This window comes from Stutzerimonas sp. 21-1 (assembly GCF_056336065.1).
This window is the reverse complement of sequence record NZ_CM150500.1, coordinates 590,001-614,640: the sequence shown is the minus strand read 5'-3', so window position 1 is coordinate 614,640 and position 24,640 is coordinate 590,001. Positions and strand designations below refer to the sequence as shown.

Annotated in this window: 17 protein-coding genes, 6 tRNA genes and 2 rRNA genes (1 of these 25 running past the window's edge); all 25 read right to left on the bottom strand. The window is 57.1% G+C overall.

Annotated elements, in window-relative coordinates; genetic code table 11:
- Positions 1-10: 10 nt before the first annotated feature.
- Positions 11-322, bottom strand: coding sequence for a 30S ribosomal protein S10 (gene rpsJ / locus AC0ZJQ_RS02835; RefSeq protein WP_003186070.1), 312 nt, complete (start codon positions 320-322; stop codon positions 11-13).
- 150 nt (positions 323-472) lie between these two features.
- A complete protein-coding gene (gene tuf / locus AC0ZJQ_RS02830; protein WP_165594100.1) occupies positions 473-1,666 on the bottom strand; it encodes an elongation factor Tu in 1,194 nt (397 codons plus the stop codon).
- Between the two features lie 30 nt (positions 1,667-1,696).
- Positions 1,697-3,799 carry an elongation factor G gene (gene fusA, locus AC0ZJQ_RS02825; RefSeq protein WP_102829655.1) on the bottom strand — a complete coding sequence of 701 codons (2,103 nt, stop codon included), beginning with the start codon at positions 3,797-3,799 and terminating at the stop codon, positions 1,697-1,699.
- A 30-nt stretch (positions 3,800-3,829) separates the two neighbouring features.
- Entirely contained in the window at positions 3,830-4,300 is a 471-nt protein-coding gene (rpsG, locus tag AC0ZJQ_RS02820) for a 30S ribosomal protein S7 (RefSeq protein WP_003291415.1), read from the bottom strand.
- 94 nt (positions 4,301-4,394) lie between these two features.
- Positions 4,395-4,766: a 30S ribosomal protein S12 gene (rpsL, locus tag AC0ZJQ_RS02815; protein WP_003291416.1), complete on the bottom strand. Its 372-nt coding sequence runs from the start codon at positions 4,764-4,766 to the stop codon at positions 4,395-4,397.
- A 138-nt stretch (positions 4,767-4,904) separates the two neighbouring features.
- A complete protein-coding gene (rpoC, locus tag AC0ZJQ_RS02810; protein WP_008567604.1) occupies positions 4,905-9,104 on the bottom strand; it encodes a DNA-directed RNA polymerase subunit beta' in 4,200 nt (1,399 codons plus the stop codon).
- Positions 9,105-9,168: 64 nt separating this feature from the next.
- Positions 9,169-13,239, bottom strand: a complete 4,071-nt coding sequence (gene rpoB / locus AC0ZJQ_RS02805) for a DNA-directed RNA polymerase subunit beta (RefSeq protein ID WP_237265153.1) — start codon at positions 13,237-13,239, stop codon at positions 9,169-9,171.
- Between the two features lie 215 nt (positions 13,240-13,454).
- Positions 13,455-13,823: a 50S ribosomal protein L7/L12 gene (gene rplL / locus AC0ZJQ_RS02800; protein ID WP_003297700.1), complete on the bottom strand. Its 369-nt coding sequence runs from the start codon at positions 13,821-13,823 to the stop codon at positions 13,455-13,457.
- Positions 13,824-13,896: 73 nt separating this feature from the next.
- On the bottom strand, positions 13,897-14,397 hold the full coding sequence (gene rplJ, locus AC0ZJQ_RS02795; RefSeq protein WP_003291420.1) for a 50S ribosomal protein L10: 501 nt from the start codon (positions 14,395-14,397) through the stop codon (positions 13,897-13,899).
- A 204-nt stretch (positions 14,398-14,601) separates the two neighbouring features.
- Positions 14,602-15,297, bottom strand: a complete 696-nt coding sequence (gene rplA, locus AC0ZJQ_RS02790) for a 50S ribosomal protein L1 (protein WP_102829653.1) — start codon at positions 15,295-15,297, stop codon at positions 14,602-14,604.
- Positions 15,297-15,728, bottom strand: coding sequence for a 50S ribosomal protein L11 (gene rplK, locus AC0ZJQ_RS02785; RefSeq protein ID WP_003291423.1), 432 nt, complete (start codon positions 15,726-15,728; stop codon positions 15,297-15,299). The genes rplA and rplK overlap by 1 nt, the downstream gene beginning before the upstream one ends.
- 110 nt (positions 15,729-15,838) lie before the next feature.
- The gene (gene nusG / locus AC0ZJQ_RS02780) at positions 15,839-16,372 is read right to left on the bottom strand and encodes a transcription termination/antitermination protein NusG (protein ID WP_003291424.1); all 534 of its coding nucleotides are present in this window, start codon (positions 16,370-16,372) and stop codon (positions 15,839-15,841) included.
- Positions 16,373-16,382: 10 nt separating this feature from the next.
- Positions 16,383-16,751 (bottom strand): preprotein translocase subunit SecE, encoded by a 369-nt coding sequence (secE, locus tag AC0ZJQ_RS02775; protein ID WP_008567599.1) that lies wholly within the window; start codon positions 16,749-16,751, stop codon positions 16,383-16,385.
- 43 nt (positions 16,752-16,794) lie between these two features.
- A tRNA-Trp gene (locus AC0ZJQ_RS02770) sits at positions 16,795-16,870 on the bottom strand.
- Between the two features lie 51 nt (positions 16,871-16,921).
- Positions 16,922-18,115: an elongation factor Tu gene (tuf, locus tag AC0ZJQ_RS02765; protein WP_314019673.1), complete on the bottom strand. Its 1,194-nt coding sequence runs from the start codon at positions 18,113-18,115 to the stop codon at positions 16,922-16,924.
- Between the two features lie 85 nt (positions 18,116-18,200).
- Positions 18,201-18,276: transfer RNA gene (locus AC0ZJQ_RS02760), tRNA-Thr, on the bottom strand.
- A 24-nt stretch (positions 18,277-18,300) separates the two neighbouring features.
- A tRNA-Gly gene (locus AC0ZJQ_RS02755) sits at positions 18,301-18,374 on the bottom strand.
- 25 nt (positions 18,375-18,399) lie between these two features.
- Positions 18,400-18,484, bottom strand: a tRNA-Tyr gene (locus AC0ZJQ_RS02750).
- Between the two features lie 131 nt (positions 18,485-18,615).
- Entirely contained in the window at positions 18,616-19,299 is a 684-nt protein-coding gene (locus tag AC0ZJQ_RS02745; protein ID WP_237265165.1) for an SPOR domain-containing protein, read from the bottom strand.
- Positions 19,300-19,315: 16 nt separating this feature from the next.
- Entirely contained in the window at positions 19,316-20,053 is a 738-nt protein-coding gene (locus tag AC0ZJQ_RS02740; RefSeq protein ID WP_314019672.1) for a type III pantothenate kinase, read from the bottom strand.
- Positions 20,050-21,006: a bifunctional biotin--[acetyl-CoA-carboxylase] ligase/biotin operon repressor BirA gene (birA, locus tag AC0ZJQ_RS02735; RefSeq protein WP_314019671.1), complete on the bottom strand. Its 957-nt coding sequence runs from the start codon at positions 21,004-21,006 to the stop codon at positions 20,050-20,052. The genes AC0ZJQ_RS02740 and birA overlap by 4 nt, the downstream gene beginning before the upstream one ends.
- 120 nt (positions 21,007-21,126) lie before the next feature.
- Positions 21,127-21,242 (bottom strand): 5S ribosomal RNA (rrf, locus tag AC0ZJQ_RS02730).
- 130 nt (positions 21,243-21,372) lie between these two features.
- Positions 21,373-24,263 (bottom strand): 23S ribosomal RNA (locus tag AC0ZJQ_RS02725).
- Between the two features lie 230 nt (positions 24,264-24,493).
- Positions 24,494-24,569, bottom strand: a tRNA-Ala gene (locus tag AC0ZJQ_RS02720).
- Positions 24,570-24,598: 29 nt separating this feature from the next.
- Positions 24,599-24,640, bottom strand: a tRNA-Ile gene (locus AC0ZJQ_RS02715) (it continues 35 nt past the right edge of the window).

Below are 24,640 nucleotides of genomic sequence, written 5' to 3'. Positions count from 1 at the left end.
CTCTCAGGTTCTAGCCGAGGCTGATCTGCACTTCCACACCAGCCGCAAGATCGAGCTTCATCAGCGCATCGACGGTCTTGTCGGTCGGCTGAACAATGTCCAGCACGCGCTTGTGGGTTCGAATTTCATACTGATCGCGCGCGTCTTTGTTGACGTGCGGAGAAACCAGCACAGTGAACCGCTCTTTGCGGGTTGGCAGCGGAATCGGACCACGCACCTGAGCACCAGTACGTTTCGCGGTTTCCACGATTTCCTGGGTTGATTGATCGATCAGGCGATGGTCAAAAGCCTTCAACCGAATACGGATTTGTTGGTTTTGCATTTTGACCTCAGACTCCAAGTAGCCACCCTACCAGGCGCAATACCCCCGGTAAAAGGAGGCGCAATTGTACGGATGCGCCCATAGGGTGTCAATAAATGATCAATAATAGAAAAAGGCCCCCGAAGGGGCCTTTTTCATCATCGTCACATATTACTCGACGATCTTGGCAACCACGCCGGCACCAACGGTACGACCACCTTCGCGAATCGCGAAGCGCAGGCCTTCTTCCATGGCAATCGGCTTGATCAGGGTAACAACCATTTTCACGTTGTCGCCCGGCATCACCATCTCGACGCCTTCCGGCAGTTCGCACGAACCGGTCACGTCAGTGGTACGAAAGTAGAACTGCGGACGGTAGCCCTTGAAGAACGGAGTATGACGACCACCTTCCTCCTTGGACAGCACATACACTTCAGCTTCGAATTTGGTGTGCGGCTTGATGGTGCCCGGCTTGGCCAGAACCTGACCACGCTCGACGTCATCACGCTTGGTGCCACGCAGCAGCACGCCGCAGTTCTCGCCAGCACGACCTTCGTCAAGCAGCTTGCGGAACATCTCAACACCGGTACAGGTAGTCTTGGTGGTCGGACGCAGACCGACGATCTCGATTTCTTCCTGGATCTTGACGATACCGCGCTCGACACGACCCGTCACAACGGTGCCGCGACCAGAGATCGAGAACACATCTTCGATCGGCATCAGGAACGGCTTGTCGATGGCACGAACCGGCTCAGGGATATAGGTATCCAGCGTCTCGACGAGCTTCTTGACGGCAGTGGTGCCCATCTCGTTGTCGTCCTGGCCGTTCAGGGCCATCAGCGCGGAACCAATGATGATCGGAGTATCGTCGCCCGGGAAATCGTAAGTGCTGAGCAGATCGCGCACTTCCATTTCCACCAGCTCCAGCAGCTCGGCGTCATCAACCATGTCAGCCTTGTTCAGGAACACGACGATGTAGGGAACGCCAACCTGACGGGACAGCAGGATGTGCTCGCGGGTCTGCGGCATGGGGCCGTCAGCAGCAGAGCAAACCAGGATCGCGCCATCCATCTGGGCAGCACCGGTGATCATGTTCTTCACATAGTCGGCGTGGCCCGGGCAATCAACGTGGGCGTAGTGACGAATGTTGGAATCGTACTCCACGTGCGAGGTATTGATGGTGATACCGCGAGCCTTCTCTTCCGGTGCGCTATCGATCTTGTCGAAGTCGACACGAGCGGAACCGAACACTTCGGAGCACACACGGGTCAGCGCAGCAGTCAGAGTGGTCTTGCCATGGTCAACGTGACCAATGGTGCCGACGTTGACGTGCGGTTTGTTACGTTCGAATTTTTCCTTAGCCACGACAGTAAACCTCTTACTTAAAGGGCTGAATCAACCTTGTTTTTTGACAATAGCTTCGACGATGTTCGACGGAGCCTCGGAGTACTTGGAGAATTCCATGGAGTAGCTCGCGCGCCCCTGGGACATGGAACGCACGTCAGTTGCATAGCCGAACATCTCGCCCAGCGGCACTTCCGCACGAATAACCTTGCCCGATACGGAATCTTCCATACCCTGGATCAGACCGCGACGACGGTTCAGGTCACCCATCACATCGCCCATGTAGTCTTCAGGAGTCACTACCTCGACCTTCATGATCGGCTCGAGCAGTACCGCGCCACCCTTCTGAGAGAGCTGCTTGGTCGCCATGGAAGCGGCGATCTTGAACGCCATTTCGTTGGAGTCGACATCGTGGTAGGAACCATCGAACACGGTCGCCTTCAGGCCGAGCAGCGGATAGCCGGCGAGAACACCGTTCTTCATCTGCTCTTCGATGCCCTTCTGGATAGCCGGGATGTATTCCTTCGGAACCACACCACCAACGACTTCGTTCTTGAACTCCAGACCTTCCTGACCTTCGTCGGAGGGTTCGAAGCGGATCCAGCAATGACCGAACTGGCCACGACCGCCGGACTGACGAACGAACTTGCCTTCGATCTCGCACTTGTTGCGAATCATCTCGCGATAGGCAACCTGCGGCTTACCGATGTTGGCCTCGACGTTGAACTCGCGACGCATACGGTCAACGATGATGTCTAGGTGCAATTCACCCATACCACCGATGATGGTCTGACCGGTTTCCTCATCAGTCCGCACACGGAAGGACGGATCTTCCTGAGCCAGACGACCCAGCGCAACACCCATCTTTTCCTGGTCGGCCTTGGTCTTCGGCTCGACGGCAACGTGAATCACCGGCTCCGGGAAGTCCATACGCTCGAGGATAATCGGCTTGTCGATGTCACACAGGGTGTCACCCGTGGTGACGTCCTTCATGCCAATCAGCGCCGCGATATCACCAGCACGCACTTCCTTGATCTCTTCGCGCTGGTTGGCGTGCATCTGCACCATACGACCCACGCGCTCTTTCTTACCCTTCACCGAGTTGATGACGGAGTCACCGGAACTCAATACGCCCGAATACACCCGAGCAAACGTCAGGGTACCGACGAACGGGTCAGTCGCGATCTTGAATGCAAGCGCCGAGAACGGAGCATCATCGGAAGCCTCACGCTCGTCGGTCTTTTCCTCGTCATCCGGGTTGACACCCTGAATCGGCGGAATGTCGGTCGGCGCTGGCAGGAAGTCGATCACCGCATCCAGAACCAGGGGAACGCCCTTGTTCTTGAACGAGGAACCCAGAACAGCCGGAACGATCTCACAGGCGATGGTGCGCTGACGCAGACCAGCCTTGATCTCTTCGAGGGACAGATCACCCTCTTCCAGATACTTGTTCATCAGCTCTTCGTTGGCTTCGGCAGCCGCCTCAACCAGGTTGGAGCGATATTCCTCAGCCTGAGCCTGCAGCTCCGCAGGGATCTCTTCCTCACGGAAGGTCATGCCCTTGTCGTCTTCGTTCCAGTAGATAGCCTTCATCTTGAGCAGGTCGACCTGCCCGACGAAGTTCTCCTCGGAACCGATCTGCAGCTGCAGCGGTACCGGGGTATGCCCCAGACGCTTCTTGATCTGCTCGACGACACGAATAAAGTTTGCGCCCTGGCGGTCCATCTTGTTCACGTAGACGATACGCGGCACACCGTACTTGTTGGCCTGACGCCATACGGTTTCGGACTGCGGCTCCACACCGGAAGTACCACAGAACACCACGACGGCGCCGTCAAGCACGCGCAGCGAACGCTCCACTTCAATGGTGAAGTCCACGTGACCGGGGGTGTCGATAACGTTTACGCGATGGCTCTTGTACTGCTTCTCTGAGCCCTGCCAAAACGCAGTAACAGCTGCCGAGGTAATGGTAATACCACGCTCCTGCTCCTGAACCATCCAATCGGTGGTGGAGGCGCCGTCATGGGTCTCACCCATTTTGTGGTTGACACCGGTATAGAACAGCACGCGCTCGGTGGTAGTGGTTTTACCCGCATCCACGTGCGCACAAATACCGATGTTACGGTAGAGATTGATCGGTGTTGTACGAGCCATAAAGCCCTCGCAAAGTTGTTTTCGCTGAAATTAGAAGCGGTAGTGCGAGAAGGCCTTGTTAGCCTCAGCCATACGGTGCACGTCTTCACGCTTCTTCACGGCAGCGCCTTTGCCTTCGAACGCATCCAGCAATTCACCAGCGAGACGCAGCGCCATGGATTTTTCGCCACGCTTGCGGGCGGCATCTACCAGCCAGCGCATGGCCAGCGCGTTGCGACGGGACGGACGAACCTCGACCGGAACCTGGTAAGTCGCACCACCTACGCGGCGGGACTTCACTTCGACCAGCGGAGCGATGGCGTCGAGTGCTTTTTCGAAGATTTCCAGGGGGTCGCCATTCTTGCGCTCTTTGACCTTGTCCAGAGCACCATAAACGATACGCTCGGCAACAGCTTTTTTGCCGCTCTCCATCACGTGGTTCATGAACTTGGCCAGGATCAGACTTCCGTACTTCGGATCGTCCAGAATCTCGCGCTTGGCCGCTACACGACGTCTTGGCATTGATAAGCCCTCAAAACGGTCTTCAGGTTAGCTCGGGACGGTGACAGAGCACGCCCGACCTTACTCTTATCGACTCAAATAAATAGAAATATGCTTACTTCGGACGCTTGGCGCCGTACTTGGAACGACCCTGCTTACGGTCTTTGACACCCGAGGTATCCAGCGAACCGCGCACGGTGTGGTAACGCACACCCGGAAGGTCCTTGACGCGACCGCCACGGATCAGCACAACGCTGTGCTCTTGCAGGTTATGGCCTTCACCGCCGATGTACGAGGCGACTTCGAAGCCATTGGTCAGACGAACACGGCACACTTTACGCAGTGCGGAGTTCGGTTTCTTCGGCGTGGTGGTGTACACACGGGTGCACACGCCACGGCGTTGCGGGCAGTTTTGCAGCGCAGGGACGTCGCTCTTTTCGACGACGCGCTTACGCGGCTGACGTACCAGCTGGTTGATAGTTGCCATCTACTAGCTCCACTGTTGTCTTTCGACACAAACGAAAAATGGCAGGGCGCAAAGCCCCGCCAAATTAGGGGTACGAGAGTCTAAAGATCTTCTCGCACACCGTCAAGGCAGCCCCCGACTCGCGTCGGGGCCTGGCACTCAGTTGCCGCTGGAGTTCAGCGCCTCGGTCAGCGCCGCTTCGACCTCATCGGCACTCACGCGGACCGGCTTGTCGGCATCACGCTTGCGCTTGCGCTCGCTGTGATAGGCCAGACCGGTACCGGCCGGGATCAGACGACCCACGACCACGTTTTCCTTCAGGCCGCGCAGGTAATCGCGCTTGCCGGTAACGGCCGCCTCGGTCAGTACCCGCGTAGTCTCCTGGAAGGAGGCTGCGGAGATGAACGATTCGGTCGACAGCGAGGCCTTGGTGATACCCAGCAGGACGCGCACGTACTTGGCGACGAATTTGTCCTCTTCACTCAGACGCTCGTTCTCTTCCAGCACCTGAGTCAGCTCCATCTGGTCACCCTTGATGAAACTGGAATCGCCCGACTCGGTGATCTCGACCTTGCGCAGCATCTGCCGCAGGATGGTCTCGATGTGCTTGTCGTTGATCTTCACACCCTGCAGGCGGTAGACGTCCTGGATCTCGTTGACGATGTACTTGGCCAGCGCGCTGACGCCCAGCAGGCGCAGGATATCGTGCGGGTTGCTCGGACCGTCGGAGATCACCTCACCCTTGTTCACCTGTTCGCCTTCGAAGACGTTGAGGTGACGCCACTTCGGAATCAACTCCTCATAAGGATCGCTGCCATCGGTCGGCGTGATGACCAGACGACGCTTGCCCTTGGTCTCCTTGCCGAAGCTGATGGTGCCGCTGATTTCCGCGAGGATCGAAGGCTCCTTCGGACGACGCGCTTCAAACAGGTCAGCCACACGCGGCAGACCACCGGTGATGTCGCGGGTCTTGGAAGTCTCCTGCGGGATACGTGCAATGACGTCGCCCACACTCACTTCGGCGCCATCGGCCACACCGACCAAGGCGTTGGCCGGCAGGAAGTACTGCGCTGGAACGTCGGTACCCGGCAGCAGCAGGTCCTTGCCATTCGCGTCGACCAGCTTGACCGCCGGACGGATATCCTTGCCAGCGGCCGGACGGTCCTTCGGATCCATCACCTCAATGTTGGTCAGACCGGTGAGTTCGTCGGTCTGACGCTTGATGGTGATGTTCTCCTCCATGCCGACGAAGGTCACGATACCCTTCATTTCGGTCACGATCGGATGGGTGTGCGGATCCCACTTGGCGACTACCGAGCCCGCATCGACCTTGTCACCTTCCTTGATGGAGATGACGGCGCCGTACGGCAGCTTGTAGCGCTCGCGCTCGCGACCGAAGTCGTCGGCCACTGCCAGCTCGCCGGAGCGGGAAACCGCCACCAGTGCACCGTCGGTACGCTCGACATGCTTCAGGTTGTGCAGGCGGATAGTACCGCCGTTCTTCACCAGCACGTTGTCGACGGCCGAAGTCCGGCTCGCCGCACCACCGATGTGGAACGTACGCATGGTCAGCTGGGTACCCGGCTCACCGATGGACTGCGCGGCGATGACACCCACCGCCTCGCCGATGTTGACCTGATGCCCGCGGGCCAGATCGCGACCGTAGCACTTGGCGCAGATGCCATAACGCGTCTCACAGCTGATCGGCGAACGCACGATCACTTCATCGATGCTGTTCAGCTCGATGAAATCGACCCACTGCTCATCAATCAGGGTACCGGCCGGCACCAGAATCTCTTCGGTACCCGGCTTGAGTACGTCACGTGCGATCACTCGACCGAGCACGCGCTCACCCAGCGGCTCGACCACGTCGCCACCCTCGATGTGCGGCGTCATGTGCAGGCCTTGCTCGGTACCGCAGTCGATCTCGGTCACCACCAGATCCTGCGCGACGTCGACCAGACGACGGGTCAGGTAACCGGAGTTGGCGGTCTTCAGTGCAGTATCCGCCAGACCCTTACGGGCACCGTGGGTCGAGATGAAGTACTGCAGTACGTTCAGACCTTCACGGAAGTTCGCGGTGATCGGCGTCTCGATGATGGAACCGTCCGGCTTGGCCATCAGGCCGCGCATACCGGCAAGCTGGCGAATCTGTGCCGCGGAGCCCCGCGCACCGGAGTCGGCCATCATGTACATCGAGTTGAAGGAATCCTGCTCGACTTCCTTGCCCTCGCGGTCAATGACCTTCTCTTTCGAGAGGTTGGCCATCATCGCCTTGGACACTTCGTCGTTGGCCTTGGACCAGAGGTCGATCACCTTGTTGTACTTCTCGCCCTGGGTTACCAGGCCGGAGGCGTACTGGCTCTCGATCTCCTTCACTTCCTCGGTAGCGGCATCGATGATGCGCGCCTTCTCGTCCGGGATGACGAAGTCGTTCACGCCAATGGAAACGCCGGAAATCGTCGAGTAGGCGAAACCGGTGTACATCAGCTGGTCGGCAAAGATAACGGTGTCCTTCAGACCTACCGTGCGATAGCACAGGTTGATCAGCTTGGAGATCGCCTTCTTCTTCATCGGCTGGTTGACCACGTCGAACGACAGGCCGGCCGGCACGATCTGGAACAGCAGTGCACGGCCCACGGTGGTGTCGACGATGCGCACATTGTTGGCAACGCTGCCATCGCGCTCCTTGACGGTCTCGTGGATACGCACCTTGATCCGTGCGTGCAGCGAGGCTTCACCGGCACGGAACACGCGGTCGACTTCCTGCAAGTCAGCGAACACGCGACCTTCGCCCTTGGCATTGATGGCTTCGCGGGTCATGTAGTACAGACCCAGAACCACGTCCTGCGACGGCACGATGATCGGCTCACCGTTGGCCGGCGAAAGGATGTTGTTGGTCGACATCATCAGCGCGCGAGCTTCCAACTGAGCTTCCAGCGTCAGCGGTACGTGCACGGCCATCTGGTCACCGTCGAAGTCGGCGTTATACGCCGCACAAACCAGCGGGTGCAGCTGGATCGCCTTGCCTTCGATCAGCACCGGTTCGAACGCCTGGATACCCAGACGGTGCAGCGTCGGCGCACGGTTGAGCAGCACGGGATGTTCGCGGATGACTTCGGCGAGCACGTCCCAAACCTCGGGAAGCTCGCGCTCGACCATCTTCTTGGCGGCCTTGATGGTGGTCGCCATGCCGCGCATTTCCAGCTTGCCGAAAATGAACGGCTTGAACAGCTCTAGCGCCATCTTCTTCGGCAGACCGCACTGATGCAGACGCAGGGTCGGACCGACAGTGATCACCGAACGGCCAGAGTAATCCACGCGCTTGCCCAGCAGGTTCTGACGGAAACGCCCCTGCTTGCCCTTGATCATGTCGGCCAGGGATTTCAGCGGGCGCTTGTTGGAACCGGTGATGGCACGACCGCGACGGCCGTTGTCCAGCAGCGCGTCGACCGCTTCCTGCAGCATGCGCTTCTCGTTGCGCACGATGATGTCCGGCGCGGACAGATCGAGCAGGCGCTTGAGGCGGTTGTTACGGTTGATGACACGGCGATACAGATCGTTCAGATCCGACGTCGCGAAACGGCCACCATCCAGCGGAACCAGCGGACGCAGGTCCGGCGGCAGTACCGGCAGCACGGTCAGCACCATCCACTCAGGCAGGTTGCCCGAGCCATGGAAAGCTTCCATCAGCTTGAGGCGCTTGGACAGCTTCTTGATCTTGGTTTCCGAGTTGGTCTGCGGGATTTCCTCGCGCAGGCGGCCAATCTCGTGCTCCAGGTCGATTTCGTGCAGCAGCTCGCGCACGGCTTCAGCGCCCATGCGGGCATCGAAGTCGTCACCGAACTCTTCGAGGGCTTCGAAGTACTGTTCGTCGTTCAGCAGCTGACCTTTTTCCAGAGTGGTCATGCCCGGATCGATGACCACGTAGCTCTCGAAATAGAGCACGCGCTCGATATCACGCAGGGTCATGTCCAGCAGCAGGCCGATACGGGACGGCAGCGACTTCAGGAACCAAATGTGGGCAACCGGCGAGGCCAGTTCGATGTGCGCCATGCGCTCGCGGCGCACCTTGGCCAGCGCGACTTCCACGCCGCACTTCTCGCAGATCACGCCACGATGCTTGAGGCGCTTGTACTTGCCGCACAGGCACTCGTAGTCCTTCACCGGGCCGAAGATCTTGGCGCAGAACAGGCCATCGCGCTCCGGCTTGAAGGTACGGTAGTTGATGGTCTCCGGCTTCTTCACTTCACCGAAGGACCAGGAACGGATCATCTCGGGCGATGCCAGGGCAATCTTGATGGCATCGAACTCTTCGATTTGACCCTGGTTTTTCAACAGATTCAGCAAGTCTTTCAAGGCCTTTCCTCCTCACGGACCTGCGGCAGCCGGCTCTCGCCGGTGCCGCGTAGGCGGTGCGTGGTTATTCGGTTTCCAGATCGATATCGATACCGAGCGAGCGGATTTCTTTGATCAGCACGTTGAAGGATTCCGGCATGCCGGCCTCCATGCGGTGATCGCCGTCCACGATGTTCTTGTACATCTTGGTCCGCCCGTTCACGTCGTCCGACTTGACCGTGAGCATTTCCTGCAGGGTGTACGCGGCGCCGTAGGCTTCCAGCGCCCAGACCTCCATCTCCCCGAATCGCTGACCACCGAACTGCGCCTTACCACCCAGCGGCTGCTGGGTAACCAGGCTGTAGGAACCGGTGGAACGCGCGTGCATCTTGTCGTCGACCAGGTGGTTCAGCTTGAGCATGTACATGTAGCCGACGGTCGTGGTGCGCTCGAACTTGTTACCCGTGCGTCCGTCGAACAGCTGCATCTGGCCGCTTTCCGGCAGATCGGCCAGCTTGAGCATGGCCTTGATCTCGCGCTCCTTGGCACCGTCGAACACCGGGGTGGCCATCGGCACGCCCTTGCGCAGGTTGTTTGCCAGATCCAGGACTTCCTGATCGTTCAGCTCATCCAGGCTCTCCTGACGACCGCCGATCTCGTTGTAGATCTCGTGCAGGAACTTGCGCAGCTCGGCAACCTTGCGCTGCTCTTCCAGCATCAGGTTGATCTTCTCGCCCAGCCCCTTGGCCGCGAGGCCAAGGTGAGTTTCGAGGATCTGGCCGACGTTCATACGCGACGGCACACCCAGCGGGTTGAGGACGATGTCGACCGGAGTACCGTTGGCGTCATGCGGCATGTCCTCGACCGGCATGATCACCGAGACCACACCTTTGTTACCGTGGCGACCGGCCATCTTGTCACCCGGCTGGATGCGGCGCTTGATGGCTAGGTAGACCTTGACGATCTTCAGCACGCCCGGCGCCAGGTCGTCGCCCTGCTGCAGCTTGCGTTTCTTGTCTTCGAACTTGTCGTCGAGCAGCTGACGGCGATCGGAGAGGTAGGCCTGCGCCTTCTCCAACTGCTCGTTCAGCGCGTCTTCAGCCATGCGCAGCTTGAACCACTGACCGTGCTCGAGCCCATCCAGTGTTTCGTCGGTGATGACGGTGCCTTTCTTCAGGCCGGCTCCGCCTTCGGCAGTCGCGCCGACCAAGGCCGAACGCAGCCGCTCGAAAGTCGCACCTTCGACGATGCGGAACTCCTCGTTGAGGTCCTTGCGGATCTCGTCAAGCTGCATCTTCTCGATGGCCAGGGCACGGGAGTCGCGCTCCACGCCGTCACGGATGAACACTTGCACGTCGATGACAGTGCCCTTGGTGCCGGTCGGCACGCGAAGGGAGGTGTCCTTAACATCGCTGGCCTTCTCACCAAAGATCGCGCGCAGCAGTTTCTCTTCCGGGGTCAGTTGGGTCTCGCCTTTCGGCGTGACCTTGCCCACCAGGATGTCACCCGGGCCGACTTCGGCACCGACATAGACGATGCCTGCCTCGTCCAGCTTGTTCAGCGCGGCCTCACCCACGTTGGGAATATCCGCGGTGATTTCCTCTGGGCCGAGCTTGGTATCACGCGATACGCAGGTCAGTTCCTGGATATGGATGGTGGTAAACCGGTCTTCCTGAACCACACGCTCCGACAGGAGGATGGAGTCCTCGAAGTTGTAGCCGTTCCAGGGCATGAACGCGACGCGCATGTTCTGCCCCAGAGCCAGCTCGCCCATGTCGGTAGACGGACCGTCGGCCATGATGTCGCCACGCTCGACCACATCACCCTTGCTGACCAGCGGACGCTGGTTGATGCAGGTGTTCTGGTTGGAGCGGGTGTACTTGGTCAGGTTGTAGATGTCGACACCGGCTTCGCCGGTCTCGACTTCTGCATCATGCACACGCACGACAATACGGCTGGCGTCGACCGAATCGATCACGCCACCACGGCGGGCGACCACGCAGACGCCGGAGTCGCGCGCCACGTTGCGCTCCATCCCGGTACCTACCAGCGGCTTATCCGAACGCAGAGTCGGTACGGCCTGACGCTGCATGTTGGAGCCCATGAGGGCGCGGTTGGCGTCGTCGTGCTCAAGGAACGGGATCAGCGATGCAGCGACGGAAACCACCTGTTTGGGCGATACGTCCATCAGCGTGACGTCTTCCGGCGCCTTGACGGTGAATTCGTTCAAATGACGCACGGCAACCAGTTCGTCGACCAGCTTGCGGCCATCCAGCTTGGCGCTGGCCTGGGCGATTACGTGGTCAGCCTCTTCGATGGCCGAGAGGAACACGATCTCGTCGGTGACTTCGCCTTCCTTGACCACACGGTACGGGCTTTCCAGGAAACCGTACTGGTTGGTGCGGGCGTAGGCGGCCAGCGAGTTGATCAGACCGATGTTCGGACCTTCAGGAGTTTCGATCGGGCAAACGCGACCGTAGTGGGTCGGGTGCACGTCACGCACTTCGAAGCCGGCACGCTCACGGGTCAGACCGCCCGGGCCGAGTGCGGAGACGCGGCGCTTGTGGGTGATCTCCGAGAGCGGGTTGTTCTGGTCCATGAACTGCGAGAGCTGGCTGGAACCGAAGAACTCCTTCACCGCCGCCGCGACAGGCTTGGCGTTGATCAGATCCTGCGGCATCAGGCCTTCGCTTTCGGCCATCGACAGACGTTCCTTGACCGCCCGCTCGACGCGCACCAGGCCGACGCGGAACTGGTTCTCGGCCATTTCGCCGACACAACGCACGCGACGGTTACCCAGGTGGTCGATGTCATCGACGATGCCCTTGCCGTTACGGATATCGACCAGGGTCTTGAGCACCGCGACGATATCTTCGCGACTGAGTACGCCGGAACCTTCGATCTCGGTACGACCGATACGACGGTTGAACTTCATCCGACCGACTGCCGACAGGTCGTAGCGTTCGGACGCGAAGAACAGGTTGTTGAACAGGGTCTCGGCGGCATCCTTGGTTGGCGGCTCGCCAGGACGCATCATGCGGTAGATCTCGACCAGCGCTTCCAACTGGTTGGTGGTCGAGTCGATCTTCAGCGTGTCGGAAATGAACGGGCCACAGTCGATATCGTTGGTGTACAGCGTTTCGAAACGCACCACCTGAGCCTTGACGATCTTCGCCATGACATCGACGGTCAGCTCGGTATTGCACTCGGCGATGATCTCGCCGGTGGCCGGATGCACAACGGCCTTGGCCACCGTACGGCCCAGCACATAGTCCATCGGCATCTCGAGTTCCTTGATGCCGGACTTGTCGAGCTGATTGATGTGACGCGCGGTGATGCGACGACCCTGCTCGACGATGACCTTACCGCTTTCATCCTTGATATCGAAGGCAGCGATCTCGCCGCGCAGACGCTGCGGAACCAGCTCGAGCGCCAGGGTCTCGCCCTTCACATGGAAAACGTTGGTGTCATAGAACGCATCGAGGATTTCCTCGGTGCTGTAGTTCAGCGCGCGCAGCAGTACGGACGCCGGCAGCTTGCGGCGACGGTCGATACGCACGAACACGGCGTCCTTCGGATCGAACTCGAAGTCCAGCCAGGAACCGCGGTAGGGAATGATCCGCGCGGAGTACAGCAGCTTGCCGGAGCTGTGCGTCTTGCCACGGTCGTGATCGAAGAACACACCCGGCGAGCGGTGCAACTGGGAAACGATAACGCGCTCGGTACCGTTGATGATGAAGGTACCGTTCTCGGTCATCAGGGGGATTTCCCCCATGTAGACTTCCTGCTCCTTGATGTCCTTGATGGCCTTGTTCGACGACTCCTTGTCGAAAATGATCAGGCGCACCTTGACCCGCAGCGGAACCGCGAAGGTCACACCGCGCAACACGCATTCCTTGACGTCGAAAGCCGGCTCGCCGAGGCGGTAGCCGACATACTCCAGCGCTGCATTGCCGGAGTAGCTGATAATCGGGAAAACGGATTTGAAGGCTGCATGCAAGCCAATGTCGCGGAACTGATCTTTGGTCGCTCCCGCCTGCAGGAATTCGCGATACGAATCCAGCTGGATGGCCAAAAGATACGGCACGTCCATCACGTGCGGTAACTTGCTAAAGTCCTTGCGGATACGTTTTTTCTCAGTGTATGAGTAAGCCATCAGCGTTCCCCAGCTTGGTCACCTGCTTGTGGCCTCTCCCGACGGGAGCTGCCAGAAAATCTTGCGAACCCTTGATTCGCCCCACCCGGCGGGGTGGCTCTTTCCGCGAAAGACAGCTCATCGCCAGTCTTTCAGAACGGAAAAAGGCCGGTGGCAAGAGCCACCAGCCGTCAGCCTTGCGCGGAGCGCTTCGGCTGTAGACGCAAGGTCGTCGCTTACTTGAGCTCGACTTTCGCGCCAGCTTCTTCCAGAGCCTTCTTGGCAGCTTCGGCTTCCTCTTTGGAAACGCCTTCCTTGACCACGCCCGGGGCGCCGTCAACAACAGCCTTGGCTTCTTTCAGACCCAGGCCGGTCAGCTCGCGAACTGCCTTGATCACGTTCACTTTCTTGTCACCAGCTTCGGCCAGGACGATGGTGAACTCAGTCTGCTCTTCAACAGCGGCAGCAGCCGGGCCAGCAGCAGCAACAGTAGCGGCAGCAGCGGTAACGCCGAACTTCTCTTCCATTGCCTTGATCAGTTCAACAACCTGCATCACGGACATTTCGGAAACGGCGTTGATGATGTCTTCGTTGGTCAGAGCCATGACTCTAATTCCTGTATTGAGGTGACGGCCTGCGGCCATCTAATTCATTAAGAAGTCGAAAGCGCAGCTTGCCTTAGGCAGCGGCGGCTTCCTTCTGGTCGCGAACGGCCGCCAGAGTACGAGCCAGCTTGCTGGTAGCGCCTTGGATCACGCTCATCAGCTGCGAAATGGCTTCGTCGTAGGTCGGCAGGGTTGCCAGTACGTCGATCTGATTGGCTGCGAGGAACTGACCCTCGAACGCAGCGGCCTTGATCTCGAACTTGTCCTGACCCTTGGCAAACTCTTTGAAGATACGAGCGGCAGCGCCCGGATGTTCGTTGGAGAATGCAATCAGGGTCGGGCCTTTGAACACGTCGTTGAGCACGTCGAACTGAGTGCCTTCAACAGCGCGCTTGAGCAGGGTATTACGTACGACACGCACATAAACGCCAGCTTCGCGGGCCTCTTTACGGAGTCCGGTCATGGCCCCCACGGTCACGCCACGGGCATCAGCCACGACAGCGGACAGGGCAGCATTGGCAGCCTCGTTGACTTCAGCGACGATGGCCTTCTTGTCTTCGAGTTTGATTGCCACGGGTTTACTCCTGGATGTTACCGGTTCATCCGGTCGAAACCGGACGGGTTTTGGTGTCTGATTCGGTACGAATCGGGAGCACCTCTGCGTAGGCTGAAGGATCACTCCTTCGGTTTAAGGCTTACGCCGCCTACGGTCTTGGATAGCCCCCGCCAGGCAGGGACCCCAATCTTGCCGACCCCACCGCAGCAGGGTCGTATTGCCTCACGCCTCGAGGGAAGCCTGATCGATGACCAGACCTGGACCCATGGTGGTGCTCAGGGTCACGCGCTTGACGTAGATACCTTTGGAAGTAGAGGGCTTCAGACGCTTCAGGTCGGAGAGCAACGCCTCGACGTTCTGCTTCAGCTGACCAGCTTCAAACCCAACCTTGCCAACGGAGGTATGGATGATGCCGTTCTTGTCGGTACGGAAGCGCACCTGACCAGCCTTGGCATTTTTTACCGCCGTGGCGACATCAGCAGTAACGGTGCCGACTTTCGGGTTCGGCATCAGGCCACGCGGACCGAGCACCTGACCCAACTGACCAACGACGCGCATGGCATCGGGCGAAGCGATGACGACGTCATAGTTCAGATCGCCACCTTTCATTTCGGCAGCAAGCTCGTCCATACCAACGCGATCGGCACCGGCAGCAAGTGCAGCTTCAGCGCCGGGACCTTGGGTGAATACAGCCACGCGAACGGTCTTACCAGTGCCGTTCGGCAGGACGGTAGCACCGCGCACGACCTGATCGGATTTGCGCGGATCAACACCGAGGTTGATGGCGATATCGAAGGACTCGGTGAATTTCACCGCGGACAGTTCGGACAACAGCTTGGCAGCATCTTCGAAAGCGTACTGCTTGCCGGCCTCGATCTTCTCGGCAATGGCCTTCTGGCGCTTAGTCAACTTAGCCATTACACACCCTCCACATTCAGGCCCATGCTGCGGGCAGAGCCAGCGATGGTACGCACGGCCGCTTCAAGATCAGCAGCGGTCAGATCGGCGTTCTTGGTTTTCGCGATCTCTTCCAGCTGCGCACGAGTCACGGTACCGACCTTCTGAGTGTTAGGACGCGCAGAGCCGCTAGTCACGCCAGCAGCCTTCTTCAGCAGGACAGCAGCCGGAGTGCTCTTGGTTTCGAACGTAAAGCTGCGATCACTGTATACAGTGATGATCACCGGAGTCGGCAGACCAGGCTCTTGGCCCTGGGTACGAGCGTTGAACGCCTTGCAGAACTCCATAATGTTCACGCCATGCTGGCCCAGCGCAGGACCTACGGGCGGCGACGGATTGGCCTGACCGGCCTTTACCTGAAGCTTGATATAAGCTTGAATTTTCTTAGCCATAAATACTCCGTTACGGGTGATAGCGCCTTGCGGCTCCCCCATGCGACTTGTTTATCCCAGTGACGACAAAACCCCGCAGCCGACAGCTGCGGGGTATGGGATTCTTTCAGTTAGACCTTCTCGACCTGACTGAACTCCAGCTCTACGGGAGTAGAGCGACCAAAAATGAGCACAGCAACTTGAATGCGGCTCTTTTCGTAATTAACTTCTTCGACTACGCCATTGAAATCAGCAAAAGGACCGTCCGCAACACGCACGACCTCGCCCGGCTCGAACAGCGTCTTCGGCTTCGGCTTGTCACCGCTATCGGCGACCCGACGCAGAATAGCCTCAGCCTCTTTGTCGGTGATGGGCGCCGGCTTATCAGCCGTACCACCGATAAAGCCCATGACCCGAGGAGTGTCCTTAACCAAGTGCCAAGTACCCTCGTTCATCTCCATCTGAACCAGCACGTAACCCGGAAAGAACTTGCGCTCACTCTTGCGCTTCTGGCCGTTTCGCATTTCGACCACTTCCTCGGTCGGAACCAGGATCTCGCCAAAGTCCTCTTCCATGCCAGCAAGCTTCACACGCTCAATCAGAGAGCGCATCACATGCTTCTCGTAACCCGAGTAAGCATGCACAACATACCAACGCTTAGCCACGAGAAATCCTTTAACCTACGATCATGGAAACCAGCCAGCCGAGCAAGGAATCCAAACCCCACAACAGCAACGCCATAACCAGAACAACCGCCACCACAATCAAAGTGGTCTGCGTTGTTTCTTGGCGAGTCGGCCAAACAACCTTCCGAATTTCGACACGAGCCTCCTTCAACAGAACGAAGAAAGCCTGCCCCTTGACCGTCTGCAGCGCGAGCAAGCCCGCGATCACAGCAACGACCAGCAATGCCAACACCCGATAAAGAATCGGCTCAGCGGAATAATATTGGTTACCAACGACGGCAACCACCACCAAAGCAGCCACAACAAGCCACTTCACCAGATCGAAGCGCGTGTCTTTGGCTTCAGCTTTGATATTCATCTGCTAGAACCTTGCAAAAGATTGCCAAATCCGACACCGAATTTGGCAGGCCAGGAGGGAATCGAACCCCCAACCTGCGGTTTTGGAGACCGCCGCTCTGCCAATTGAGCTACTGGCCTAGAAAGAGTCAGGCCGACTATTATGCCGACCTGCTACAGACAGATCAATCGTTATTCGATGATCTTAGCGACCACGCCAGCACCAACGGTACGGCCACCTTCGCGAATCGCGAAGCGCAGGCCTTCTTCCATGGCGATCGGCTTGATCAGGGTAACAACCATTTTCACGTTGTCGCCCGGCATCACCATCTCGACGCCTTCCGGCAGCTCGCAAGAACCGGTCACGTCAGTGGTACGGAAGTAGAACTGCGGACGGTAGCCCTTGAAGAACGGAGTATGACGACCACCTTCCTCTTTGGACAGCACGTACACTTCGGCTTCGAACTTGGTGTGCGGCTTGATGGTGCCCGGCTTGGCCAGAACCTGACCACGCTCGACGTCATCACGCTTGGTGCCACGCAGCAGCACGCCGCAGTTCTCGCCAGCACGACCTTCGTCAAGCAGCTTGCGGAACATCTCAACACCAGTACAGGTAGTCTTGGTGGTCGGACGCAGACCGACGATCTCGATTTCTTCCTGAATCTTGACGATACCACGCTCGACACGACCCGTCACAACGGTACCGCGACCGGAGATCGAGAACACGTCTTCGATCGGCATCAGGAACGGCTTATCGATGGCACGAACCGGCTCAGGGATATAGGTATCCAGCGTCTCGACGAGCTTCTTGACGGCAGTGGTGCCCATCTCGTTGTCGTCCTGGCCGTTCAGGGCCATCAGCGCGGAACCAATGATGATCGGAGTATCGTCGCCCGGGAAATCGTAAGTGCTGAGCAGATCGCGCACTTCCATTTCCACCAGCTCCAGCAGCTCGGCATCATCAACCATGTCAGCCTTGTTCAGGAACACGACGATGTAGGGAACACCAACCTGACGGGACAGCAGGATGTGCTCGCGGGTCTGAGGCATGGGGCCGTCAGCAGCCGAGCAAACCAGGATCGCGCCATCCATCTGGGCAGCACCGGTGATCATGTTCTTCACATAGTCGGCGTGGCCTGGGCAATCAACGTGCGCGTAGTGACGAATGTTGGAATCGTACTCCACGTGAGAGGTGTTGATGGTAATACCGCGAGCCTTCTCTTCCGGCGCGCTGTCGATCTTGTCGAAGTCGACACGAGCGGAACCGAACACTTCGGAGCACACACGGGTCAGCGCAGCAGTCAGAGTGGTCTTGCCATGGTCAACGTGACCAATGGTGCCGACGTTGACGTGCGGTTTGTTACGTTCGAATTTTTCTTTAGCCATCGAGACCGTCTCCCATCGTTGAATTGAGCTAGTCACGCCACCATTAAAACAAAGGCAGATATTCTCATATCTGCCTTTGTCGATTTGGAGCTCATGAGCGGATTTGAACCGCTGACCTCACCCTTACCAAGGGTGTGCTCTACCAGCTGAGCTACATGAGCGAAACATTGCGCAAACTTCAAACCTGGAGCGGGTAGCGGGAATCGAACCCGCATCATCAGCTTGGAAGGCTGAGGTTCTACCACTAAACTATACCCGCTTAAGCCAAGGCTTACGCTTGAATCTGGTGGAGGGGGAAGGATTCGAACCTTCGAAGTCTATGACGTCAGATTTACAGTCTGATCCCTTTGGCCGCTCGGGAACCCCTCCAAAGTGAGGCGGCATTTTCATTTTTTGCCACCCTACTGTCAAGCAATTTCTCATATAAATCTTGAGGTTAGCTTTCTGACAGCTCGCTTGCAGAAGTACCGCAACACTGCACCCCCAAAGCGCGCGCCATTCTATTCAAACAGCGCGGAGCTTGCAACGCCTGCACAAGACATCTGTTCATGCTTCATCGCAGGCATCTGCTCCACCAGAGTCTGGAGCAAGGCCTCACTCAAGAGCACACGACTCTCGGGCTCCACACGAAGCCATTGGGTTCGATGCGCTCTCGGCAACTCACGGACAAGCGCCGCGTAGCCGGCGCCTCCCAGGCGACTCACCACGCCCTCCGCTGAATCCTGGCGAGAAAAAATACCTAGCGATATGCCATTACTAAGATCGCCGACACTGATGATATACGCATCGATATTGCGCGACTGTAATTCTCGCAGCTGCCTAAGTGATGCCTGGCGAGAGGCCAGCGGCGGCAGATAAACCCAATAATCGACACCGACGGTCGATTCCACCACCTGGAGGCTCGATCGGATATCCAAGCTCAGCAAGCGCTGCTCGAGCGCCCGAACAGTGTCTTCATCATCAAAGCCCCCTAAGAAAAGGCAGGTAGCATCTTTTCCCGGAAGTACTTGTGGTTGTTTATTGAGAGGCCGATCCGACTCGCTCAACAATGCGATCTTGGAGCCGGCCTCACTACCATACGACAACGACGGAGCAACCTGCTTGGCCTGCAGCGGCGACTGCTGAAGTTGAAATGCGTAGTAGAGGATATTCAAAGTCAACAGCAACAAAAACAACCAGCGCATCCGCACCTCGCGAAGATCAGGGACAAGCAACAGCTAAGCCACGAAACACCAGATCAGGCATATGCCGCACGGCTGGGATATCTGTGATAAGAGCCGCATCCCCGCCAGTCGCAAATAAAGAGACGTCATTCCCAAAAGTCGATCTGGCATACTCGATTTGAGTCTTCACGAAAGACCGAAGCATCAATAGACACCCCCGCTCGACCGCCTCCGCGGTTGAGCGCCCGGGGACAAGCTCTCGCGCGGCGCTCACCGCCTCTACGCTATCGTACCGAACGCGCTGAGTGTGCGCCTGTAGCTGATGACGTAACAGCGGCATACCTGGAGCGATGTACCCGCCAAGATGAACCCCACTCTCGCTTATAAGGTCCGCCGTCACGGCTGTTCCCAGATCGAGTACTAGAGCGGCGCGAGCATCTATGTTGTAGGCCGCCACAATTGCCAGCCAGCGATCTAATCCAAGGCGCGCATAATCGTCATACCCATTAACCACGCCACCTAGCTCCCTAGATGGCCGCGCGCAGGAGATCGATATCCCCAATACCTTCTCAAGACTGCTACACAGCCGTTTGGTTTCCGCGTCATTTCGCACACTCACCATGCGTCCTCTGGTGAGCTGCGTTGAACATGCAGAAACGCCCAGCAGCAATTCGGAAACTGACGCAGCAACCCCACCCCACAAAGAATCATTAGTTTCAACCTGCAGGGCGCGCCACTTGATAAAACTGTTACCACAATCGAGCTCGAGAATCATGGGGCGAGCCTCAGGCTCAGCTCACCGCTGTTGAAGCTTTTTTCAACCCCATCCACTTCCAACCGCAAGCCCCCCATTTCATCTATCCCAACGACCCGGCCATACACCTCCTGGGAGGCTGTGCTTAACACACAGTCGCGCCCCTGCCAAATATGCTCGCACTCCCATTCCTCTTGAATAGAAGCAAAGCCGTAATCCGTATGGCGCTGCAAATAATTATGCAAGGTGTCGCTAAGACCGGCCACAACCGAATTCCGATCAACTAAATGACCAAGCTCTGCACGAAGTGACGTCCATGGTTGATCGATCTGCTCTTTGGTAGAAACCATATTCACATTGATACCTACGCCGATGACCACGTGACAGACATCCGCAGGATCTCCAGACAACTCGAGCAAAACGCCTGCCAGCTTCTTCCCCCCGGCATAAACATCATTCGGCCATTTGAGTCCGATTTGCCGCACCCCGAGATTGCGTAGCGAAACCATAACTGCCAACCCCGCAACCAGACTCAACCCTGAGAGCTGCTGAAAGCCCCCCGTAATCCTGTAGGCCAAGCTGTAATAAAGATTTTGGGCGGCTGGACTAATCCATTTCCGGCCGCGCCGGCCGCGACCAGCTTTCTGAGCTTCCGCCAGAACAACAAATGGCGGCAGCGCGCCGGCAGATAACAAACGCAAGGCTTCAGCGTTTGTCGAATCCACACTGGGGTATAGAAATAGCGACCATTTCGCAGACCGCAAATGGTTCTGCAACGTAAATCCATCCAGCAAGGACAGCGGCCCAGCCAAACGATAACCGCGCCCCCGAACGCGGTGCAGATCGATACCGTATTCCTCCTCGATCCGTCCTATATTTTTCCAAACAGAGCCGCGACTGACGCCCAAGGCATCCCCTAGCTCTTGCCCCGAATGGAAGCGGCCGTCCCCCAGTAACTGCAGCAGTTTATTCATTTCCAGCCCTCGCAACAGAGCGGCATCATATCCAGTGATCACTAAATCGCCTAACCTGCTTTTCGAGGCGCAAAGACAAACCCCCGATCCGCATAAGCAGATCGGGGGTTTGGTATAGAAGCTTGACGATGACCTACTCTCACATGGGGAGACCCCACACTACCATCGGCGATGCGTCGTTTCACTACTGAGTTCGGGATGGGATCAGGTGGTTCCAACGCTCTATGATCGTCAAGCAATTCGGTTGCTGCTTCGGTTTTAGCCGCTGCAGCGAATTGGGTATGTGATCTTGGTAACGCGAATTCTTGCAAATTTTCGGTTTGTTTGTCGACTTACCGTCTAACAGCCAAATTGTTTGGGTGTTATATGGTCAAGCCTCACGGGCAATTAGTACTGGTTAGCTCAACGCCTCACAACGCTTACACACCCAGCCTATCAACGTCGTAGTCTTCGACGGCCCTTCAGGGAGCTCAAGGCTCCAGTGAGATCTCATCTTGAGGCGAGTTTCCCGCTTAGATGCTTTCAGCGGTTATCTCTTCCGAACATAGCTACCCGGCAATGCCACTGGCGTGACAACCGGAACACCAGAGGTTCGTCCACTCCGGTCCTCTCGTACTAGGAGCAGCCCCTCTCAAATCTCAAACGTCCACGGCAGATAGGGACCGAACTGTCTCACGACGTTCTAAACCCAGCTCGCGTACCACTTTAAATGGCGAACAGCCATACCCTTGGGACCGGCTTCAGCCCCAGGATGTGATGAGCCGACATCGAGGTGCCAAACACCGCCGTCGATATGAACTCTTGGGCGGTATCAGCCTGTTATCCCCGGAGTACCTTTTATCCGTTGAGCGATGGCCCTTCCATACAGAACCACCGGATCACTAAGACCTACTTTCGTACCTGCTCGACGTGTCTGTCTCGCAGTCAAGCGCGCTTTTGCCTTTATACTCTACGACCGATTTCCGACCGGTCTGAGCGCACCTTCGTACTCCTCCGTTACTCTTTAGGAGGAGACCGCCCCAGTCAAACTACCCACCATACACTGTCCTCGATCCGGATAACGGACCAGAGTTAGAACCTCAAAGTTGCCAGGGTGGTATTTCAAGGTTGGCTCCACGCGAACTGGCGTCCACGCTTCAAAGCCTCCCACCTATCCTACACAAGCAAATTCAAAGTCCAGTGCAAAGCTATAGTAAAGGTTCACGGGGTCTTTCCGTCTAGCCGCGGATACACTGCATCTTCACAGCGATTTCAATTTCACTGAGTCTCGGGTGGAGACAGCGCCGCCATCGTTACGCCATTCGTGCAGGTCGGAACTTACCCGACAAGGAATTTCGCTACCTTAGGACCGTTATAGTTACGGCCGCCGTTTACCGGGGCTTCGATCAAGAGCTTCGCTTGCGCTAACCCCATCAATTAACCTTCCGGCACCGGGCAGGCGTCACACCCTATACGTCCACTTTCGTGTTTGCAGAGTGCTGTGTTTTTAATAAACAGTCGCAGCGGCCTGGTATCTTCGACCGGCATGGGCTTACTGAGTAAATCATTCACCCTCACCGGCGCACCTTCTCCCGAAGTTACGGTGCCATTTTGCCTAGTTCCTTCACCCGAGTTCTCTCAAGCGCCTTGGTATTCTCTACCCAACCACCTGTGTCGGTTTGGGGTACGGTTCCTAGTTACCTGAAGCTTAGAGGCTTTTCCTGGAAGCATGGCATCAACCACTTCGCTTTCTAAAAGAAAGCTCGTCATCAGCTCTCGGCATTAAGACCCCGGATTTACCTAAGATCTCTGCCTACCACCTTAAACAAGGACAACCAACGCCTTGCTGGCCTAGCCTTCTCCGTCCCCCCATCGCAGTAACTAGAAGTACGGGAATATTAACCCGTTTCCCATCGACTACGCTCTTCAGCCTCGCCTTAGGGACCGACTCACCCTGCGTCGATTAACGTTGCGCAGGAACCCTTGGTCTTTCGGCGTGCGAGTTTTTCACTCGCATTGTCGTTACTCATGTCAGCATTCGCACTTCTGATACCTCCAGCAAGCTTCTCAACTCACCTTCACAGGCTTACAGAACGCTCCTCTACCGCTCAACTTACGTTGAACCCGTAGCTTCGGTGCATGGTTTGAGCCCCGTTACATCTTCCGCGCAGGCCGACTCGACTAGTGAGCTATTACGCTTTCTTTAAAGGATGGCTGCTTCTAAGCCAACCTCCTAGCTGTCTAAGCCTTCCCACATCGTTTCCCACTTAACCATGACTTTGGGACCTTAGCTGACGGTCTGGGTTGTTTCCCTTTTCACGACGGACGTTAGCACCCGCCGTGTGTCTCCCGTGCTGACACTTGCCGGTATTCGGAGTTTGCATCGGTTTGGTAAGTCGGGATGACCCCCTAGCCGAAACAGTGCTCTACCCCCAGCAGTGATACACGAGGCGCTACCTAAATAGCTTTCGAGGAGAACCAGCTATCTCCGAGCTTGATTAGCCTTTCACTCCGATCCACAGGTCATCCGCTAACTTTTCAACGGTAGTCGGTTCGGTCCTCCAGTCAGTGTTACCTAACCTTCAACCTGCCCATGGATAGATCGCCCGGTTTCGGGTCTATACCCAGCGACTAAACGCCCTATTAAGACTCGCTTTCGCTACGCCTCCCCTATTCGGTTAAGCTCGCCACTGAATATAAGTCGCTGACCCATTATACAAAAGGTACGCAGTCACCTAACAAAGTAGGCTCCCACTGCTTGTACGCATACGGTTTCAGGTTCTATTTCACTCCCCTCTCCGGGGTTCTTTTCGCCTTTCCCTCACGGTACTGGTTCACTATCGGTCAGTCAGTAGTATTTAGCCTTGGAGGATGGTCCCCCCATATTCAGACAAAGTTTCTCGTGCTCCGTCCTACTCGATTTCATTGAAAAGAGATTTTCGCGTACAGGGCTATCACCCACTATGGCCGCACTTTCCAGAGCGTTCCGCTAATCTCAAATCAACTTAAGGGCTAATCCCCGTTCGCTCGCCACTACTAAGGGAATCTCGGTTGATTTCTTTTCCTCAGGGTACTTAGATGTTTCAGTTCCCCTGGTTCGCCTCTTACACCTATGTATTCAGTGCAAGATACTGAGCTTGTGCTCAGTGGGTTTCCCCATTCAGATATCTCCGGATCACAGTCTGTTTGCCGACTCCCCGAAGCTTTTCGCAGGCTACCACGTCTTTCATCGCCTCTGACTGCCAAGGCATCCACCGTATGCGCTTCTTCACTTGACCATATAACCCCAAGCAATCTGGTTACTGTCTATAACGTGAAGACGACATTCGCCGAAAATTCGCGCTTGAATTCGCAAATTTTACCTTGAGCTATCCGATCATCAGTGAAAATGATCGAACAGTCACTTCTATCACATACCCAAATTTTTAAAGAACGATTCTGGTAAAGACCAGAAATCAACATTTCACAGCAAACCTGCAAATGTTCATTTCTGAACTCTAACGAGTGGTGGTGGAGCCAAGGAGGATCGAACTCCTGACCTCCTGCGTGCAAAGCAGGCGCTCTCCCAGCTGAGCTATGGCCCCAATGTCTTGAAGCCTACGCCCCATAACATTGGTGGGTCTGGGCAGATTCGAACTGCCGACCTCACCCTTAT

Coding starts and splice junctions, on each gene's coding strand:
- rpsJ (WP_003186070.1), bottom strand. CDS start 322: ATGCAAAACCAACAAATCCGTATTCGGTTGAAGGCTTTTGACCATCGC.
- fusA (WP_102829655.1), bottom strand. CDS start 3,799: ATGGCTCGTACAACACCGATCAATCTCTACCGTAACATCGGTATTTGT.
- rpsG (WP_003291415.1), bottom strand. CDS start 4,300: ATGCCAAGACGTCGTGTAGCGGCCAAGCGCGAGATTCTGGACGATCCG.
- rpsL (WP_003291416.1), bottom strand. CDS start 4,766: ATGGCAACTATCAACCAGCTGGTACGTCAGCCGCGTAAGCGCGTCGTC.
- rpoB (WP_237265153.1), bottom strand. CDS start 13,239: ATGGCTTACTCATACACTGAGAAAAAACGTATCCGCAAGGACTTTAGC.
- rplL (WP_003297700.1), bottom strand. CDS start 13,823: ATGGCTCTGACCAACGAAGACATCATCAACGCCGTTTCCGAAATGTCC.
- rplA (WP_102829653.1), bottom strand. CDS start 15,297: ATGGCTAAGTTGACTAAGCGCCAGAAGGCCATTGCCGAGAAGATCGAG.
- rplK (WP_003291423.1), bottom strand. CDS start 15,728: ATGGCTAAGAAAATTCAAGCTTATATCAAGCTTCAGGTAAAGGCCGGT.
- secE (WP_008567599.1), bottom strand. CDS start 16,751: ATGAATATCAAAGCTGAAGCCAAAGACACGCGCTTCGATCTGGTGAAG.
- tuf (WP_314019673.1), bottom strand. CDS start 18,115: ATGGCTAAAGAAAAATTCGAACGTAACAAACCGCACGTCAACGTCGGC.
- AC0ZJQ_RS02745 (WP_237265165.1), bottom strand. CDS start 19,299: ATGCGCTGGTTGTTTTTGTTGCTGTTGACTTTGAATATCCTCTACTAC.
- AC0ZJQ_RS02740 (WP_314019672.1), bottom strand. CDS start 20,053: ATGATTCTCGAGCTCGATTGTGGTAACAGTTTTATCAAGTGGCGCGCC.
- birA (WP_314019671.1), bottom strand. CDS start 21,006: ATGAATAAACTGCTGCAGTTACTGGGGGACGGCCGCTTCCATTCGGGG.